Raw genomic sequence first — 18,431 nt, forward strand, 5'->3', positions numbered from 1 at the left:
CCGAGCCCGTCACCCGATACAGGACCGGTATCGCAACGTGCACCGATGCGTTGGGGACGTGACCGGGGTCACTTCTTGGAGTCGATGACCGCCTCCATCACGTTCTTGGCGATCGGCGCCGCGAGGCCGCCACCGGAGATGTCGCCGCGGTTGGCCTTGTCGTCCTCGATCACGACGGCGACCGCCACCGGCGAACTGCCGTCGCTGAGCTTGGCGTACGAGATGAACCAGGCGTACGGGTTGTTGCTGTTGTTGATGCCGTTCTGGGCGGTACCGGTCTTGCCGCCGACGGTGACACCGTTGATCTGCGCGTTCTTGCCGGTGCCGTCCTTGACGACCGTCTCCATCATCGACTGCAGGATCTGGGCGTTCTCCGAGGACAGCGGCTGGCTCAGCTCCTGGGGGTCGGTCTGCTCGATGGTGTCGACGGTCGATGACTCGAGCTTGTCGACCATGTACGGCTTCATCAGCTTGCCGTTGTTGGCGACCGCGGAGGCCACCATGGCCATCTGCAGCGGCGTCGCGGCGGTGTTGAACTGGCCGATGGAGGACAGCGCGGTCTGTGACGGGTTCATGTTGTCGGAGAAGACGGAGGCGCTGGAGCGCGTCGGCGTGAACTGCTCCGAGGTGAAGCCGAACTTCTTCGCCTCGGCGAGCATCTTGTCGTTGCCGAGGTCGGAGCCGATCTTGCCGAAGACGGTGTTGCAGGAGTACTGAAGCGCGACCCGCATGGTCGCGTTCTCGCAGGGGATGTTGCCCTCGTTCTTCAGGGGGGTCGTGGTGCCGGGCATGATCCACGGCAGCGGCGTCTTGGTCTTCTGCTCGGCGGAGGTGTACAGCCCGTTCTCCAGCGCGGCCGCGGCGGTGACCACCTTGAAGGTGGAGCCCGGCGGGTAGGTCTCGCGCAGCGCCCGGTTCAGCATCGGGTCGTCGGGGTTGTACTTCTTCTGCAGCTTCTTCCAGGCGGCGGCGTCGTCGTTGGAGTTGCCGGCGAAGGACGAGGGGTCGTACGACGGGAACGAGGCCAGCGCCAGGATCTTGCCGGTGGACGGCTCCAGGGCCACGACGGCGCCCTTGCCGCCCTGCGTCTTCAGCCCGTTGTACGCGGCCTTCTGCGCGGCGGCGTTGAGGGTGGTGACGACGTTTCCGCCCTGCCGCTCCTTGCCCGTGACCATGTCGAGGGTGTTGCGGAAGAAGAGCCGGTCGTCGTTGCCGGTGAGGATGCCGTCCTCGATGGACTCCAACTGGTTGGCGCCGAAGGCCTGGGAGGCGTACCCGGTGACCGGCGCCCACATGGGGCCGTTCTTGTAGGTGCGCTTGTATTTCAGGTCGTTCAGGCCGTTGCGCTTGGTCTCGCTCGACCCGGTGACCGGACTGCCGCCGACGATGATGTCACCGCGCGGGGTTGAGTAGCGCGCGATGGTGACGCGGCGGTTCTTGGGGTCGTCCTTCAGGCTGTCGGCCTTGACGTACTGGAGCCAGTTGTCGCGGATGAGCAGCGTGAGGACCAGGAGGCCGCAGAAGATCGCGATCCGGCGCAGGGGCTTGTTCACGGGCGGACCACCTGGGTCATCTCGGCGTCGGGGTTGGAGGCGGGGGCGGGCGCCGGGCGGCGTGCGGTGTCACTGATCCGGATGAGGATGCCGACGAGAGCCCAGTTTGCGATGACGGAGGAACCGCCGTACGCCACGAAGGGCATCGTCATACCGGTCAGCGGGATGAGGCCCATGACACCGCCGGAAACGACGAAGACCTGCAGGGCGAAGGCCCCGGAGAGGCCGATGGCGAGCAGTTTGCCGAACGGGTCGCGGGCGGCCAGCGCGGTGCGCATGCCGCGCTCGGCGATCAGACCGTAGATGAGCAGGATCGCCATGATGCCCGCGAGGCCGAGCTCTTCGCCGAAGGTGGCGAGGATGAAGTCGGAGTTGGCGGCGAAACGGATGAGTTCGGAGTGGCCCTGGCCGAGGCCGGAGCCCAAGGTGCCGCCGGAGCCGAACGCCCACAGCGCCTGCATCGACTGCTCGGAGTGGCCGGCCACGCCCGCCTGGCTGAGCGTGTACTCCCGCATCGGGTCCAGCCAGGCCTGGACACGCATCTTGACGTGCGGTTCGAAGCTCGCCACGCCGACGGCGCCGGCCGCGGACATCAGCAGACCGAAGACGATCCAGCTGGTCCGCTCGGTGGCGACGTACAGCATGATGACGAACATTCCGAAGAACAGCAGCGAGGTGCCGAGGTCTGTCTCGAAGACCAGGATGAGGATCGAGATGAACCAGACGACCAGGATCGGGCCCAGGTCACGGCCGCGCGGCAGGTACAGACCCATGAAGCGGCGGCTGGCCAGGGCCAGTGCGTCCCGCTTCACCATCAGGTAGCCGGCGAAGAAGATCGCGAGCACGATCTTGGCGAACTCACCGGGCTGGATGGAGAACCCGGCGACCGAGATCCAGATCTTGGCGCCGTAGATGTTCGCGCCGAGGCCCGGCACCAGCGGCAGCAGCAGCAGGAACAGCGCGCCGACCATGGAGATGTAGGTGTAGCGCTGCAGGACTCTGTGGTCCTTGAGGAAGATCAGCACCACGATGAACAGAGCGATACCCATCGCCGTGTACAGCAACTGCCGGGGCGCCGCCGTGCCCGCCTGATTGATGGACTGCAGCAGCTTGGACTGGTCCAGACGCCAGATGACGACCAGTCCGAGCCCGTTCAGCAGCGTCGCCAGTGGCAGCAGCAGCGGGTCCGCGTACGGCGCGAACTTGCGCACCGCGAGGTGGGCGATGCCGGCCAGCAGGCCGAGCCCGAGGCCGTAGCTCAGCAGGCCGGCGGGCACCTGGTCGTCGATGGCCAGCCCCACGTTCGCGTAGGCGAAGATCGGGATGACGACGGCGAACACCAGCAGCGCGAGCTCGGTGTTGCGCCGGCTCGGTGCGCCGATGGCGCCGATCGTGGACGTGTGGTGCGTCGACGGGTTGGTAGTACTGCTCATGGTGTGACGGGGCCTCTCACGGCTTGCCTACTGCTTACCGCACAGCGAGACGACCTTCTGCTCTTCCTCCGAGAGGGTCGGGCCGGGGCTGGGAGTGGCGGTCGGGGACGCGGACGGGGACGGGGACTTGGAGGCCGACGGGCTCGGCGACGCCTTGGACGCGAGGGAGGTGGTGGTGGTTCCCGTGGTGCCGCCGGCCTGGCCCTCACCGGTCTTGGCGTTCTGATCGCTCTCGGCCGCCTCCCGCTGGGCCTGCTTCTTGCACGCGGAGGCCTGCAGGGCGAGTTCGTCGACCTTCGAGGTGGCGTCCTTCAGGCCGCCCTCGGCGATCGTGGCCTTGACCTGCTTCTGCTGGTACACCGGCAGGTACTTGAGTTCGATCTCGGGGTGGTCCTTCTCCACCTTCGACAGCGACACCCAGGCCAGGTCCTGGCTGATGCCGCGGTACAGCGCGACGTGCTCGCCGTTGGCGCCGACGTAGTACTGCGTCTGCGTCCAGCGGTAACCGCCGTACAGGCCACCGCCGATGACGGCGAGTGTGATTACGCTGTAGAAGGACCTCTTCAGCCACCTGCGGTTCTTGCGCGGTTTGACGAAGTCGTCGTCGGTGTAGTCGCCGAAGCCGCCCGTCGGGACGAACCCGGTGGTGTCACCGGAGCCGGGCGGGCCGAACTCGCCGCCGCCGTGCTGCCCGTGGCCCTGCCGGCCGAGACCGGAGGCGCGGCCGGCCGGGGTCTGCATGATGTTGTTGTCGTGCAGCTGGTTCTGGTTCTCGGCGACGGCGCCCACCACGACAGGCGTGTCGGACAGCTGCCCGGCGAGGGTGTCCCCGGTGTCGAGGTCGAGGACGTCGGCGATGATGACGGTGATGTTGTCGGGGCCGCCGCCGCGCAGCGCGAGCTGGATGAGCTCCTGGACGGTCTCCTGGGGGCCCTGGTAGCTGGCCAGGGTGTCCTCGAGGGTCTGGTGCGAGACGACGCCGGAGAGGCCGTCGGAGCAGATCAGGTAGCGGTCGCCGGCCCGCACCTCACGGATGGACAGGTCCGGCTCGACGTGCTCGCCGCTGCCCAGCGCCCGCATCAGCAGGGAGCGCTGGGGGTGGGTGGTGGCCTCTTCCTCGGTGATCCGGCCCTCGTCGACCAGGCGCTGCACCCAGGTGTGGTCCTGGGTGATCTGGGTGAGGACGCCGTCGCGCAGCAGGTAGGCGCGGGAGTCGCCGACGTGCACCAGACCGAGGCGCTGGCCGGTCCACAGCAGGGCGGTCAGCGTGGTGCCCATGCCCTCGAGCTGGGGGTCCTCCTCGACCATGGCGCGCAGCTGGTCGTTGGCGCGCTGCACGGCGGCGCCGAGGGAGGTGAGGATGTCGGATCCGGGCACGTCGTCGTCGAGGGCGACGATGGTGGAGATGGCTTCCGAGGAGGCGACCTCGCCCGCGGCGGCGCCGCCCATGCCGTCGGCGATCGCGAGCAGTCGCGGGCCGGCGTATCCGGAGTCCTCGTTGCCCTCCCGGATCATGCCTTTGTGCGATCCGGCGGCGAAGCGCAGTGACAGACTCATGCGCACCTCGCCCGTCGGCTCCGGGTACATCCGCACGGTGCCCACCCTCCGGTCGGGAGCGCGCCGGGGCCCTGGGTGACGGCCGCCGCTGCGTGCTCGCTCCGCTCGCGCTCATTCATGACGTAGCACTACTTCCGCAGCTCGATGACGGTCTTGCCGATGCGGATCGGCGCGCCCAGGGGGATCGGCGTGGGGGTCGTCAGCCGGCTCCGGTCGAGGTACGTGCCGTTGGTGGAGCCCAGGTCCTCGACGATCCACTGGCCGTCGCGGTCCGGGTAGATCCTGGCATGGCGGCTGGAGGCGTAGTCGTCGTCCAGCACGATCGTGCTGTCGTGCGCCCGGCCCAGCGTGATGGTCTGGCCCTGCAGCGCGACGGTCGTGCCGGTGAGTGTGCCTTCGGTCACCACCAGCTTGGTGGGGGCGTTACGGCGCTGGCGCCCGCCCGACTGCTGGCGCTGCGGTGGAGGCGCGGCCTGCTGGCGGGCTGCCTGCTGCGGCCGCGCGGCCTCCCGCCTGGAGCCGCGCTGGGTGACGCGCGTACCGAACAGGTCGCTGCGGATGACCTGCACGGCCACGATCACGAACAGCCACAGTACGGCCAGGAAACCCAGCCGCATGACCGTGAGGGTCAGCTCTGACATTGCCCCCGCTTCACCCTTCGGCTTGCCTATAGATAACGGTGGTGCTGCCCACGACGATCCGCGAGCCGTCGCGGAGCGTAGCGCGGGTGGTGTGCTGTCCGTCCACCACGATGCCGTTGGTGGACCCGAGATCCTGGATCGTCGAGGGCATTCCGGTCCGGATCTCACAGTGCCGGCGCGAGACGCCGGGGTCGTCGATCCGCACGTCGGCGTCGGTGCTGCGGCCCAGCACCAGCGTCGCGCGGGAGATCTGATGGCGCACGCCGTTGATCTCGATCCAGTAGCGGGTGCGTCCGCCGGCCGTCGGCGCGGCGGCCGGGGGGTGCTGGACGCCCGCGGGCTGCGGGTAGCCGTAGCCGCCGGGGCGTCCGCCGGGCGGCGGCGCGGCCGGCATGGGCGGGGCGCCCGCGGGGGCTCCGGGCGGCGGGTAGCCGTAGCCGCCGTGCCGGGGCGCGGCCGGCGCGCCGGGGGCGGCGGACTGCTGGTTGGTGGAGGAGGCGAGCGTACGGCTGCGCACCCGGTACAGGCCGGTGTCGAGGTCGTCCGCCTTCTCCAGGTGGACCTTGATGGGCCCCATGAAGGTGTAGCGCTGCTGCTTGGCGTAGTCGCGCACCATGCCGGCGAGTTCGTCGCCGAGCTGGCCGGAGTAGGGGCTGAGCCGCTCGAAGTCCGGCGTGCTCAGTTCCACGATGAAGTCGTTGGGCACGACCGTGCGGTCGCGGTTCCAGATGGTCGCGTTGTTGTCGCACTCGCGCTGGAGCGCGCCCGCGATCTCCACGGGCTGGACCTCGGACTTGAACACCTTTGCGAAGGTGCCGTTGACCAGACCTTCGAGACGCTGCTCGAACTTCTTCAGGACTCCCATGGGGCACCTCCTCCGTAGCTGCTGCCGTCCGTCGTCCCGCCCTGCGGGCACTGCACTGCCTGGTACTGCTTACTGATCGTATCCACGCGCCGGTGAATCGGCCGGTTCCCCCTGTCGACCCCGTCGACGGGTGTCGACGCCTGACGAAGTTCCCTGCGGAGCAGTCGTTCGAACTCCTCCCGCGAACTCCTTCTGCCCAGGATCGTAGAGGCGGCTGCAGACCAGTGTCCCGCACCCGGCTGTGCACCTGTCCCGGCGCCCGGGGAGACGGGCCGGACCGGTACGAGGTTGATACGCGATCCGGCACGCCCCGAGACACCTCGGAGTGGAGCGGGACAGCGGGAAACGGCCCGGCGCGCGCACGACTTCGCTGGTCGGGGGCCGCCCCGGAACAAGTGATGTGAACCCACCCCGCCCAGCGTGCTAATGTTCTGCGTGTCGGAAGGCGCCGGAGCGAAAGGCCCCGGAGCCCGAGGGCAACACCCAATGCGCGGGTGGCGGAATAGGCAGACGCGCTGGATTCAGGTTCCAGTGCCCGCAAGGGCGTGGGGGTTCAACTCCCCCCTCGCGCACAGAGACGAAGCGGCCCCACCGATCACGGTGGGGCCGCTTCGCTGTGTCTGTGTGTCAGTGGTTCCGCTGCGTTTCCCCCAGTGCTTCCGCTGCGGTGTGATGATGCTTACACATCACGGATCGGCTGTTGCCGTCCGGCGGTCTTCGTGCCGTCGCGGGACGGCTCGGCGGTCTGCCGGGGCCGGGAGAAGGACATGTAGGGTTCCCCACGGTGTGCCGGGAAGCCTGGTCGGCGAGCAGGAGAGCAATCTCTCTTCCGATCGGGGGTGGCCGTCCTGAACGACTGGCAGAGCTGGGCCGCGGTCGTCGTCTTCGTCGGCGCGTACGCCCTGATCATCAGCGAGAAGATCCACCGCGTCGCCGTCGCCCTCGGCGGGGCCGGCCTCATGCTGGCCGTCCGCGCGACCGACGACAAGTCCGCCTTCTTCTCCGAGCACAGCGGCGTCGACTGGAACGTCGTTTTCCTGCTCATGGGCATGATGATGATCGTCGGGGTGCTGAAGAAGACCGGGGTCTTCGAGTACCTGGCGATCTGGTCGGTGAAGCGGGCCCGGGCGAAGCCCTTCCGGGTGATGGCCATGCTGGTCGTGATGACGGCGCTGGCGTCGGCCCTGCTGGACAACGTCACCACGGTGCTGCTGATCGCGCCGGTGACGCTGCTGGTGTGCGAGCGCCTCGCGCTGCCGGCGGCGCCGTTCCTGATCGCCGAGGTCATGGCGGCGAACATCGGGGGTACCGCGACCCTGGTCGGTGACCCGCCCAACATCATCATCGCCAGCAGGGCCGGACTGGCCTTCAACGACTTCCTCGTCCACCTGGCCCCGATCGTGGCCGTCCTGCTGGTCGCCCTGCTCCTGGTGTGCCGGGTGATGTTCCGCGAGGTGTTCCGCTACGACGGGGACCGCGCCGCCGAGATCATGGAGCTGGAGGAGCGCGAGGCCATCGAGGATCCGCGGCTGCTCGTGCAGGGCCTGGCGGTGCTGGCGCTGGTGGTGGCCGGCTTCGTCCTGCAGCCGGTGTTGCACTACGCGCCCAGCGTCGTCGCCCTGCTCGGCGCCGGACTGCTCATCGCCGTCTCCACCGCGGAGACCCGCGAGGTCCTCGAGGAGGTGGAGTGGCCCACCCTGGCCTTCTTCGCCGGTCTCTTCATCATGATCGGCGGTCTGATCGAGACCGGTGTGATCGGTGAGATCTCCAAGGCCCTGGCCGACACGATCGGCGACAACGAGCTCGGCGGCTCGATGACCCTGCTCGGCGCCTCCGCGGTGCTGTCCGGCTTCGTCGACAACATCCCCTACGTCGCCACCATGGCACCCATCACCGGCGATCTCGTCCAGAACATGGGCGGCGGCGCGGACCACGTCATGTGGTGGGCCCTGGCCCTCGGCGCCGACCTGGGAGGCAACGCGACGGCCATCGGCGCCTCCGCCAACGTCGTCGTGCTCGGCATCGCCGAACGCAACCGACAGCCCATCTCCTTCTGGCAGTTCACCAAGTACGGCCTGGTCGTCACCGGCGTGACCGTGGCGCTCGCGCTCGCGTACGTGTGGCTGCGCTACTTCGCGCTCGGCTGACCGTCCTTCGTCCGATCCGCGCAGTGAAGTGCCGTCCACCGGCATCGAGGAGGCGTCAAGGCTGCCGGGTGACGGCAATGCGCGAGAGGGCATGTCCGGTTCAAGATGAGGGCGGCAGCAACGGGGGAGCCGGGAACTCGGACGGGGGCGAGCGCGTGGGGCAGGTCGTCGACGCATGCGTGCACCACCCCGCCGTCACCCCCACCGGAACGACCGTGACGGGTCCGGCGCGCCTGACCCGGCCCGGTGTCACCGCCGCCCCGGCCGTCCGGGCCGCGCTGCCCGCGCTGCCCGCTCTGTTCGCCCTGCCCGCTCTGTTCGCCCTGCCCGCTCTGTCCGCGCCGCCCGCTCTGTCCGCGCCGCCCGGCCCGTCCGCGTCCGCCGCCGGGACGGCGACGCGACGGTGTGCGTCTTTTCCCGGCGGGCTGTTGCCGCACCGGCGGACCGCGGCCGGTGGCGCTCCGTACGACCCCGGCAGTCCCCGTTCCCGTGGCTGACCCCGCCTGACGCCCGTCGACCCGGCCGGACGCCCGCGTGATCGCACCGGGGGCCGCGCCTCCGCACGCCTGCCCGTGGCCGAGCGGGCCCCGCCTCCGTCGAGGCACCGACTTCTCGCAGACCCAAAGGACCTGGCATGAACACCATCGCCGTGGGCATCGGCGTGCTCGTCGTCGTCTGCCTGCTCGCCGCACTCGTCGTCTCCCGGCTCTTCCGCAAGGTGGAGCAGGGCAAGGCCCTGATCGTCTCCAAACTGCGCAGGGTCGACGTGACCTTCACCGGGCAGATCGTGCTGCCGGTGCTGCACAAGGCCGAGGTGATGGACATCTCGGTGAAGACGATCGAGATCACCAGGGCCGGCAAGGAAGGGCTGATCTGCCGCGACAACATCCGCGCGGACATCCGGATCTCGTTCTTCGTGAAGGTCAACAAGTCCGTCGGGGACGTCATCAAGGTCGCCCAGGCGGTCGGTACGGCGCGGGCCAGCGACCAGAGGACGCTTCAGGAGCTGTTCCACGCGAAGTTCTCCGAGGCACTGAAGACCGTCGGCAAGCAGATGGACTTCACCGACCTGTACACCAAGCGCGAGGAACTCCGTTACAAGATCATCGAGTTGATCGGTGTCGACCTCAACGGCTACCACCTGGAGGACGCGGCGATCGACTACCTGGAGCAGACGCCGGTCACCCAGCTCGACCCGGCCAACGTCCTCGACGCCCAGGGCATCCGGAAGATCACCGAGCTGACCGCCCTGGAGCACGTGCGCACCAACGAGGCGCAGCGCACCGAGGAGAAGGAGATCACCCGGCAGAACGTGGACGCCCGCGAGGCGATCCTGGAGCTGGAGCGCCGGCAGACGGACGCCGAGATCAAGCAGCGCCGGGAGATCGACACCGTACGGGCGCGGGAGGAGGCGGAGACGGCGCGGGTCGTCGAGGAGGAGCGGCTGCGGGCGCAGAGCGCCTTCCTGCGGACCGAGGAACAGCTCGGCATCCAGCGGGAGAACCAGGCCCGCGAGGTCGCCGTCGCCGCGAAGAACCGTGAGCGGGTCATCGCTGTGGAGAGCGAGCGGATCGAGAAGGACCGGCTGCTGGAGGTCATCGCCCGGGAGCGGGAGACGCAGCTGACGCGGATCGCCGCCGACAAGGAGGTCGAGGCGGAGAAGCGGGACATCGCCGAGGTCATCCGCGAACGCGTCGCGGTGGACCGCACGGTCGCCGAGCAGGAGGAGGCCATCAAGCGGCTGCGCGCGGTGGAGCAGGCGGACCGTGACCGCCAGGCCGTCGTCATCGCCGCCGAGGCCGAGGCGCAGGAGAAGCTCGTCAAGGACATCAAGGCCGCCGAGGCCGCCGAGCAGGCCGCCGTGCACCGTGCCGCCGAGGAACTCACCCTCGCCGAAGCGCGGTTGAAGTCGGCGGACCTCGACGCCCGGGCCAAGCTGCGGCTGGCGGAGGGCGTCCAGGCCGAGGCCGCCGCGGCGGGCCTGGCCGCCGTCCAGGTCCGCGACAAGGAGGCCGAGGTCATCGAGAAGGCCGGCCGCGCGGAGGCGGAGGCCGCCCAGGCACGGATGCGGGCCGAGGCGGAGGGCTCCCGGGCGAAGGCGCTCGCCGAGGCGGAGGGCATCGGGGAGAAGCTGAAGGCGGAGGCGGCCGGTCTCACCGAGAAGGCAGCGGCGATGGCCGCGCTCGACGAGGCGTCCCGCGGCCACGAGGAGTACCGGCTGCGGCTGCAGGCGGAGAAGGACATCCGGCTGGCCGGACTCGACGTGCAGAAGCAGGTCGCCGAGGCCCAGGCCACCGTCCTCGCCACCGGCCTGGAGAACGCCGACATCACCGTCGTCGGGGGCGAGTCGGTCTTCTTCGACCGCCTGGTGTCCTCCGTCGCGCTCGGCAGGAGCGTGGACGGGTTCGTGCAGCACTCCGAGACGGCGCAGGCGCTCGCCGGGCCCTGGCTGGACGGCTCGTCGAGCTTCACCGACGACCTCGGCCGCGTCCTCGGCTCGGTCTCCACGGCGGACGTGCGGAACCTGACCGTGTCCGCGCTGCTGATGAAGCTGATGAAGAACGGCGGGGCGGACGCCGGACACCTCCAGCAACTCCTGGACAAGGCAGGCGAGCTGGGCCTCTCCGACACCTCCCTCGCGGCCGTCGACGGCCGCGCCAGGGGCTGACCGGCCCGTGGTCCGCGGCTGCCGCACAGGGGACGGCAGCCGCGGGCCACGTCTCTCCTCCGACCTCCTGAGAGGGCTCCATGACCACCGGCCTGGACACCGGCACGTACGAGGTGCTGCGCGACCGTCTCACCGCCGAGGCCGCCGACCTCGCCCGCCGCGCCGAGGCGCTCGACGCCCGCCGCGTCGCGGAGTTCGGCACCACGCGGCTGGAACTCGCGGGCACCGGGCGGCTGCGCACGCCGCACAACCGAGTGCCCCGCGACATCGTCTCGGTCGGCGACGTCCTGCTCTTCGGCCACAACGTCGTCTCCGGCCGCGAGCCGGAGACGACGGTGGACGACGTCCTCACGCTGCACGACCGCGACCTGGACCGGCTCCCCGACGACGCCGTCCCCGGGCTGCTGGACGACCCGGCCTTCCGCCGCGAGTTCGCGGCCCTCCACCGCTACTACCGCCAGGCCCGCCTGCTCCGGCTCCGCCGGGTCGACGGCAGGCTGCTGGCCGTCTTCCAGACCGGGGAGAAGGCCGGGGACATCCGCGTCCTGCGCTGGGCGGTGAGCGACGACGGCCGGGTGTCCTTCCTGGACGCGCGCGGCGACCGCGACCACGTCCTCCCGCCCTCCCACGACGTCGAGTGGACGCGGACGACCCGCGAGGACCACGTTCCGGGCCGCCACCCGCACGTCTCCGTCGGGGGCGAGGTCTTCGTGGGGACCGTCGGCGGCACCCTCACCGTCAAGGCCGAGAACGACACCGAGACCGGTGAGGGCATCCACAGCGAGCCCGTCGACGAGCCGCTGCAGTCCCTCGCCGACGCGGACATCGCGTACGCGCGCGTGGGCGCCCTGATCCTGCTGCGGATCCGCCCCTACAACGAGGACACCGACCGCTACCTGGTGTTCAACACGCTCGCCAGGTCGGTGGTCCGGCTGGACGGCATCGGCCGGGCGTGCCGACGGCTGCCCGAGGACCAGGGCATCGTGTTCCCGGGCGGCTACTGCCTGGCCACGGGCGCGTACCGGACGTTCGACGGCGTCGCCGCCCCGCTGGACGCGGCGGCTTTGGAGTTCGAGCGGCTGGTCCGCTCGCCCAACGGCGAGGACGTGCTGTTCGCCTTCCACGCGAGCGTGGAGGGACGCAGCCTGCTGCTGTCCTACAACGTGATCCGCAAGGAGGTCGCCACCCCGCTGTCCTGCCACGGCTGGGCCCTGTTCGACGACGGCGCCCTCGTCGTCCTGCGCGCCGACGGCGACGAGCCGCAGCGGGTGCACCCCGTCCAGCTGTGGAACTCCCCGTACTTCTCCGACACCCACGCCGCCGGCCGGCCGGCCGGCTCCGGCCCGCTGGCCCGCGTCGGCAACGCCGACCTGGTGCGCGGCATCTCCGACTGCCTGTCCCTCGCGCGGGCCGTCACCGACATGACACCGACGAGCGAGGTGTACGAGGCGCTCGCCGCGGCCTGCGTCCGCGCCGCCGACTCCCACCACTGGCTGGCCGACCCGGAACTCGGCGACCTGCGCGAGCCGCTCACCCGGATGCGGACCACCGCCGAACAGGTGCTGTCCGAGTTCGAGACCGTCCGGGCCCTCACCCGCCGGGCCGCGGAGGCGCTCGACGAGACCGCGGCGCGGGTGGCCGCCGTGGTACGGCGGCTGCGCGGCGAGGCCCCGCGCGGCGCGACCGCCTGGGTCACCGGCCTGACCGAACTCCGGCAGGCCCAGGGCCACTTGCTCACCTTGAAGGACATGCGGTACGCCGACACCGGCCGCATCGACGAACTCGCGGCCGAGACCGAGGCCGACCTGGCCTCCTTCGGGCAGCGGGCGGTCACCCACCTCGCCCGCGAGGACGCCTTCGACGGCCAGCAGGCCGACCTCGACCGCCTCGTCGCCGACGCCGAGTCGATCGCCACGGTGGCCGAGGCGGCGCCCGTCTCCGCCCGCCTCGACGAACTCGCCGACGGGCTGCGCACGGTGACGGAGGTCGTGGCCGGCCTCGACATCGGCGACGCCACCGTCCGCACGGCCGTACTGGAGCGGATCGCCGGCGTTCTGGGCGGGGTCAACCGCGCCCGCGCCACCCTCGACGGCCGCCGCCGGGCACTCCTCGACCGGGAGGGGCGGGCGGAGTTCGCCGCGGAGTTCACCCTGCTGGCTCAGTCGGTCACCGGAGCTCTCGCGGCCGCCGACAGCCCCGAGACGTGCGACGAGCAGCTCACCCTGATGCTGATGCGGGTGGAGAACCTGGAGGCGCGGTTCTCGGAGCACGCCGGGTCCGGCGACTTCCTCGGGGCGCTCGCCGACAAGCGGGACGAGGTCCACGAGGCGTTCTCGGCGCGCAAGCAGACCCTCGCCGACGCCCGCGCCCGCCGCGCCGAACGTCTCGCCGACTCGGCGGCCCGCATCCTGCGGACCGTCGCCCGCCGTGCCGCCCGCCTCGCCGACGCGGACGCCGTCGCCACCTACTTCACCTCCGACCCGATGCCCGCCAAGGTCCGCCGGCTGGCCGGCGAACTGCGCGAACTCGGCGACCAGGTCAGGGCGGAGGAACTGGACGGCCGTCTGGCGTCCGCCCGCCAGGACACCCTCACGTCCCTGCGCGACCGCACCGACCTGTACACCGACGACGGCCGTACCCTCCGCCTCGGCACGCACCGTTTCGCCGTCAACACCCAGCCCCTCGACCTCACCCTGGTCCCGCACGGCGACGGCCTCGCCTTCGCCGTCACCGGCACCGACTACCGCTCACCGGTGACGGACCCCGGCTTCGAGGCCACCCGCCCGTACTGGGAGCGGCCCCTGCCGTCGGAGTCGGCGGAGGTCTACCGCGCGGAGTACCTCGCCGCCCGGCTCCTCGCGGAGCACGGGCCGGAAGCCCTCGCGGACGCCGACCTGCCCGCCCTCGTGCGGCAGGCGGCGGAGGCCGCCTACGACGAGGGCTACGAGCGCGGCGTCCACGACCACGACGCGGTCCTGGTCATCGGGGCGCTGCTGCGGCTGCACGAGGACGCGGGCCCGCTGCGGCACGAGCCCGCGGCGCGCGCCGCGGCCCAGCTGTACTGGACGCACGGCACCACGGCCGGGGAGCGCCGGCTCTGGACGAGGCGTGCGACGTCGCTGGCCCGGGCCCGGGACACGTTCGGCTCGGCGCCCGCGATCGCCGACCTGAAGCAGGAGATGACGCGGGCGATCGGCACGGAGGGCGCCGGCGCGTACCTCTTCGAGGAGCTGACGACCGGACCCGACGGCTTCGTCATCAGCGCCGGCACCCGCACGCTGCTCGACACGTTCCGCCGCACGCCCGGCGCTGCGGCTTACGAGGACGATCTGGCCGGCTTGGACGGCTCTGACGATCACGGCGTGGGCGGCGTGGGCGGCGTGGACGGTTTGGCCGCGCGGCGGCAGCTCGTCGAGGCGTGGCTCACCTCGTACACCGCCTCGGCCGGCGTCGACGTCCTCCCCGGCGACCTGGCCGAGGCGGTGGCCGCCGAACTCTGCCCCGGCCTGCCCCGGTACGACTCCGGCGCGGCCCTGAGCACGACGGTCGAAGGGCTGCTGGGCACCCACCCCCGCATCACCGGCCGCACACTGCACCTCCGCATCGACGAGTTCCTCGCCCGCACCGACGCGTTCCGCACGCACGACGTCCCCGGGCACCGTGCCCACCAGCACCGCCGCAGGGAGCTGGCGGCCGCCGAGCACGCCCGGCTGCGCCTGGACCAGTACCGGCCCCGGCCCATGTCCGCCTTCGTCCGCAGCAGGCTGATCGACGAGGTGTACCTCCCCCTGATCGGCGACAGTCTCGCCAAGCAGCTCGGCACCACCGGCGCCGCGAAGCGCACCGGCGACGGCGGCCTGCTCCTGCTCGTCTCCCCGCCCGGCTACGGCAAGACGACGCTGATGGAGTACGTCGCCGACCGCCTCGGCCTGCTCCTGGTCAAGGTCGACGGCCCGGCCCTCGGACACGGCGTCACCTCACTCGATCCGGCCGAGGCCCCGAACGCCACCGCGCGCCAGGAGGTGGAGAAGATCAACTTCGCGCTGGAGGCGGGCAACAACACCCTCCTGTACCTCGACGACATCCAGCACACCTCCCCCGAACTGCTGCAGAAGTTCATCCCGCTGTGCGACGCCACCCGCCGTGTCGAGGGCGTCCGGGACGGTGCGCCGAGGACGTACGACCTGCGCGGCAAGCGCTTCGCCGTGTGCATGGCCGGCAACCCCTACACCGAGTCCGGCGCCCGCTTCCGCATCCCCGACATGCTCGCCAACCGCGCCGACGTGTGGAACCTCGGTGACGTCCTGACCGGCAAGGAGGACGTCTTCGCGCTCAGCTTCGTCGAGAACGCGCTCACCGCGAACCCGGTGCTCGCGCCGCTCGCCGGCCGCGACCGCGCCGACCTCGACCTGCTCCTGCGGCTCGCCCAGGGCGACCCGGCCGCCCGCGCGGACCGCCTGACGCATCCCTACGCCCCCGCCGAGCTGGAGCGGATCCTGGCCGTGCTGCGCCACCTGCTGGCCACCCGCGAGACGATCCTGGCGGTCAACAGCGCTTACATCGCCTCCGCCGCCCGGTCCGACACCGCCCGCACCGAGCCGCCCTTCCTGCTCCAGGGCTCGTACCGGAACATGAACAAGATCGCCCAGCGTATTCAGCCGGTCATGAACGACGCCGAACTGTCCGCGCTGATCGACGACCACTACGCGGCCGAGGCGCAGACCCTCACCGCCGGCGCCGAGGCCAACCTGCTGAAACTGGCCGAACTGCGCGGCACGCTCACCCGGGAGCAGGCCGCCCGATGGGCCGACGTCAAGAGCGCCCACGTCCGCGCGCAGGCGCTCGGCGGCCCGGAGGACGGGCTCACGCGCGCGGTGGCGGCCCTGGGCCTGCTCGCGGACCGGATCGCCGCCGTCGAGGCCGCCATCACCCGTGCCACGGACCCGAGCCGCTGCACCGCCGTCCCGGGCGGTCTCACGGCCGGGGCGAGCGGCTTCACGGCCGGGGCGAGCGGACTTACGGCCGGGGCGAGCGGCTTCACGGCCGGGGCGAGCGGACTTACGGCCGGGGCGAGCGGACTTACGGCCGGGGCGAGTGGTCTCACCGCCGAGGCGGCGTCTCGGCACGCGGCCCCGCCGCACGAGGGGCAGCTCTCGTGAGGCCGGGAGCGGGCGGGCTCGCGATCACCGTCAGGAGGAGTCCGCCGACGTGCCGGCGGCACCGAGCAGCTCGTGCAGCAGGTGCGAGGCGGTGATCACGCCCAGCAGGCGCATCCGCCCCCGCCCTCGACCGTCCTCGGTCCTTTCGGCGACCGCCACCAGCGGGCTGTGGACCCGCGCCATCAGCGCGGCCACCTCCAGCGCGGTGTCGTCCGGGGCGGCGATCGGCGGCGGGTCCGCCTCCCGGGGCAGGCAGTCCCTGACGCTCCGGCCCGTCAGGGCCTGGCAGAGCCTGTCGGCGTGCTTCTCGTCGACCACGGCGGCGAGCGCCGGGTCCTCGACGACGTAGGCGGGCACCAGCGCCTTGACCATCTGGGAGGCGGGGAGGATCGCCTTCGGTTCGCCCAGCTCGTCCAGCACGAGCAGCCCCGGCAGCCTGTGCTCGGCCATCAGCCGGGCCGCGTCCACGGCCGCGCTGTCCACGCTCACCGTTTTGTACTCGACCGCCAGGTCACGAGCGCGCATGGCGGGTTCTCCTCGTCCGCTGAAGGTTCGGTCAGGGCTGTGGAGCAGCGCCCATTTCCTGGGTGAAGGTCACCGGATCGCTGTCGAATCCCCGGATCGCGTCGTGGAACTGCCACGTCCCCGAGGCGTCCTTGACGAACTCGGCGACGGTGCCGGCGGTGGCTCCGGCGATCTGCCCGAAGTCGTCCTTCAGCAGCTCCGTGTACCCCTCGACGACCAGGACTCCGGTGTCCGATATGTCGCCGAAGGTCTTGGCGCCGCCGTCCTGGTGGATCACCACCCCCACCACGACCCGTGCGAAGGACGGTGCCAGGCGGTCGAGTTCGAGGGTCATCGCCTCGACGTAACCGAAGCCCTGGCCGGTCTGGCTGTGCCGGCTCATGTTGATGGTGCCGTCCGGTGAGCGGCTGTCGTAGTGCACGACGTATACCGGCCGCCCGTAGGGGGCGTCCGCCGAGTAGGTCGTGGCGATGATGTCGAGGTGATGAGGCGGCCGGCCCAGGGGACTCGGGTCCCACTTGAGCCGCACCTCGACCTTCTTCAGCCCCTTGCTGCCACTGCTCACCTGAAACCGCCCCTCCTGCCGTCCTGGGCCGTCACGGGACGTCCCCCGGAGGTCAAGTATGGCTCCGGACATTCCTGTTGGTTCACCGGTAGCGCAGCAGCAGCATGGCGGCGTCGTCCTGGATCGGGCCGTTGACGTGCTGGAGCACGTCTTGGCGGAGGGTCTCCAGGGCCGTCTCGGGATCGTGCTCCTTGAGCAGATGGGCGCGTTCGGCGAGCGGGTAGAAACGGCCGCCGGGATCGCGGGCCTCGACGATGCCGTCGGTGTAGAGCAGCAGTTGGTCGCCCGGGAGGAAGTGCGTTCGGTACGGCTCCGGTTCCGCGGCGCCGTGCGCGCTCAGGCCGAGCGGCAGCGCGTAGGAGTCCGGTTCGGGCAGCTCGACCCTGCCGTCGCCGCGGACCAGCATCGGGGCGGGATGGCCGAAGTTGAGGAAGGTCACCTGCTGGGCGTTCACCTCGGCGAGGATGGCGGTGACGAACCGCTCGCCCTCCAGCCGCCGGTCGACCGAACGGGCCAGTCTGCTGCCGACCCCCACCAGATCCGCCTCGTCGAGAGCCGCCTCGCGGAACGCTCCGAGGACCAGCGCCGCCGTCTCCACCGCCTCCAGCCCCTTGCCCTGGACGTCCCCGACGATCACCCGCACGCCCTGCGGCGCGGCGACGACCTCGTACAGATCTCCGCCGATACGGGCCTCGGCCACCGCGGACGTGTAGGAGACGGCCGCCCGCAGCCGGCCGGCCAGCTTCGGCACGGGTTTGAGCAGCACCCGCTGAGCGGCCTCGGCGATCGAGCGGACGCTTTCGAGTTCCGCCTCCCGCTTGCGGCGCATGGACACGGCCACCAGTCCGGCGACGGTCACCCCCAGGACCGATGCCAGGGCCATGATTCCGCGCGGCATGTTGGTCAGGTCGTCGTACCAGGCCAGCGCGAGGCAGAGCAGCAGGGACAGTGCGCCGACGCAGGCGGTGCGCTTCCAGCCGCCGACGAGCGGAGCGAAGGCGGGCCCCACCGCCACCAGCGGCAGGAAACCCAGCGAAGGACCGGCCACGACGTCCGCCACCGCGACCGCGCCCATGACCGCGAAGGGCAGCACGGACAGCACCTTGGACTGGCGGCTCTGTGCGGACACGTCCTCGAAAGCCTCCCTCACGCCCGGACCGGCACGACGCATCATCGCAGACGTACCCGCTGCTGCCGGTAAATAGACGACAGGGCGGTCCCCATAGCGGCAAAGCGGATAAATCATGATGAATAGCGTCAGTGTCGGCGTGTTTTCTGCCGCACGGCCCGGTCGGCCATGGTTTTCCACAGTCGCTCG

Annotated in this window: 12 protein-coding genes and 1 tRNA gene; 5 read left to right on the plus strand and 8 right to left on the minus strand. The window is 71.0% G+C overall.

Annotated elements, in window-relative coordinates:
- Positions 1-68: 68 nt before the first annotated feature.
- The 5 genes from ACZ5GT_RS00535 to ACZ5GT_RS00555 form a co-directional block, all read right to left on the minus strand.
- Positions 69-1,553, minus strand: a complete 1,485-nt coding sequence (locus ACZ5GT_RS00535) for a peptidoglycan D,D-transpeptidase FtsI family protein (protein ID WP_469011972.1) — start codon at positions 1,551-1,553, stop codon at positions 69-71.
- The gene (locus ACZ5GT_RS00540; RefSeq protein WP_469011974.1) at positions 1,550-2,986 is read right to left on the minus strand and encodes an FtsW/RodA/SpoVE family cell cycle protein; all 1,437 of its coding nucleotides are present in this window, start codon (positions 2,984-2,986) and stop codon (positions 1,550-1,552) included. Before ACZ5GT_RS00540 ends, ACZ5GT_RS00535 begins: the two co-directional genes overlap by 4 nt.
- 27 nt (positions 2,987-3,013) lie before the next feature.
- Entirely contained in the window at positions 3,014-4,573 is a 1,560-nt protein-coding gene (locus ACZ5GT_RS00545; protein WP_469012412.1) for a Stp1/IreP family PP2C-type Ser/Thr phosphatase, read from the minus strand.
- 98 nt (positions 4,574-4,671) lie between these two features.
- Positions 4,672-5,184, minus strand: coding sequence for an FHA domain-containing protein FhaB/FipA (locus ACZ5GT_RS00550; protein WP_360755040.1), 513 nt, complete (start codon positions 5,182-5,184; stop codon positions 4,672-4,674).
- Between the two features lie 10 nt (positions 5,185-5,194).
- Positions 5,195-6,049: an FhaA domain-containing protein gene (locus ACZ5GT_RS00555; RefSeq protein WP_469011976.1), complete on the minus strand. Its 855-nt coding sequence runs from the start codon at positions 6,047-6,049 to the stop codon at positions 5,195-5,197.
- Between the two features lie 488 nt (positions 6,050-6,537).
- On the opposite strand from ACZ5GT_RS00555, the gene ACZ5GT_RS00560 reads away from it, so the two are divergent.
- From ACZ5GT_RS00560 to ACZ5GT_RS00580, 5 genes are all read left to right on the plus strand, one after another.
- A tRNA-Leu gene (locus ACZ5GT_RS00560) sits at positions 6,538-6,621 on the plus strand.
- A 276-nt stretch (positions 6,622-6,897) separates the two neighbouring features.
- Complete coding sequence (locus ACZ5GT_RS00565) at positions 6,898-8,196, plus strand: ArsB/NhaD family transporter (RefSeq protein ID WP_469012415.1); 1,299 nt, start codon at positions 6,898-6,900, stop codon at positions 8,194-8,196.
- Between the two features lie 155 nt (positions 8,197-8,351).
- Complete coding sequence (locus tag ACZ5GT_RS00570; protein ID WP_469011978.1) at positions 8,352-8,693, plus strand: hypothetical protein; 342 nt, start codon at positions 8,352-8,354, stop codon at positions 8,691-8,693.
- 137 nt (positions 8,694-8,830) lie between these two features.
- Entirely contained in the window at positions 8,831-10,864 is a 2,034-nt protein-coding gene (locus ACZ5GT_RS00575; protein ID WP_469011980.1) for an SPFH domain-containing protein, read from the plus strand.
- Between the two features lie 80 nt (positions 10,865-10,944).
- Entirely contained in the window at positions 10,945-16,023 is a 5,079-nt protein-coding gene (locus ACZ5GT_RS00580; RefSeq protein WP_469011982.1) for a DNA repair ATPase, read from the plus strand.
- Between the two features lie 30 nt (positions 16,024-16,053).
- Here the strand turns inward: ACZ5GT_RS00580 and ACZ5GT_RS00585 are convergent, their stop codons facing one another.
- The 3 genes from ACZ5GT_RS00585 to ACZ5GT_RS00595 form a co-directional block, all read right to left on the minus strand.
- A complete protein-coding gene (locus ACZ5GT_RS00585) occupies positions 16,054-16,548 on the minus strand; it encodes a CBS domain-containing protein (RefSeq protein ID WP_469011985.1) in 495 nt (164 codons plus the stop codon).
- A 31-nt stretch (positions 16,549-16,579) separates the two neighbouring features.
- Positions 16,580-17,113, minus strand: coding sequence for a TerD family protein (locus ACZ5GT_RS00590; protein WP_469011986.1), 534 nt, complete (start codon positions 17,111-17,113; stop codon positions 16,580-16,582).
- Positions 17,114-17,195: 82 nt separating this feature from the next.
- Positions 17,196-18,188, minus strand: a complete 993-nt coding sequence (locus ACZ5GT_RS00595) for a PP2C family protein-serine/threonine phosphatase (RefSeq protein WP_469012420.1) — start codon at positions 18,186-18,188, stop codon at positions 17,196-17,198.
- Positions 18,189-18,431 lie beyond the last annotated feature (243 nt).

It is taken from the genome of Streptomyces sp. NPDC031340 (assembly GCF_055569945.1).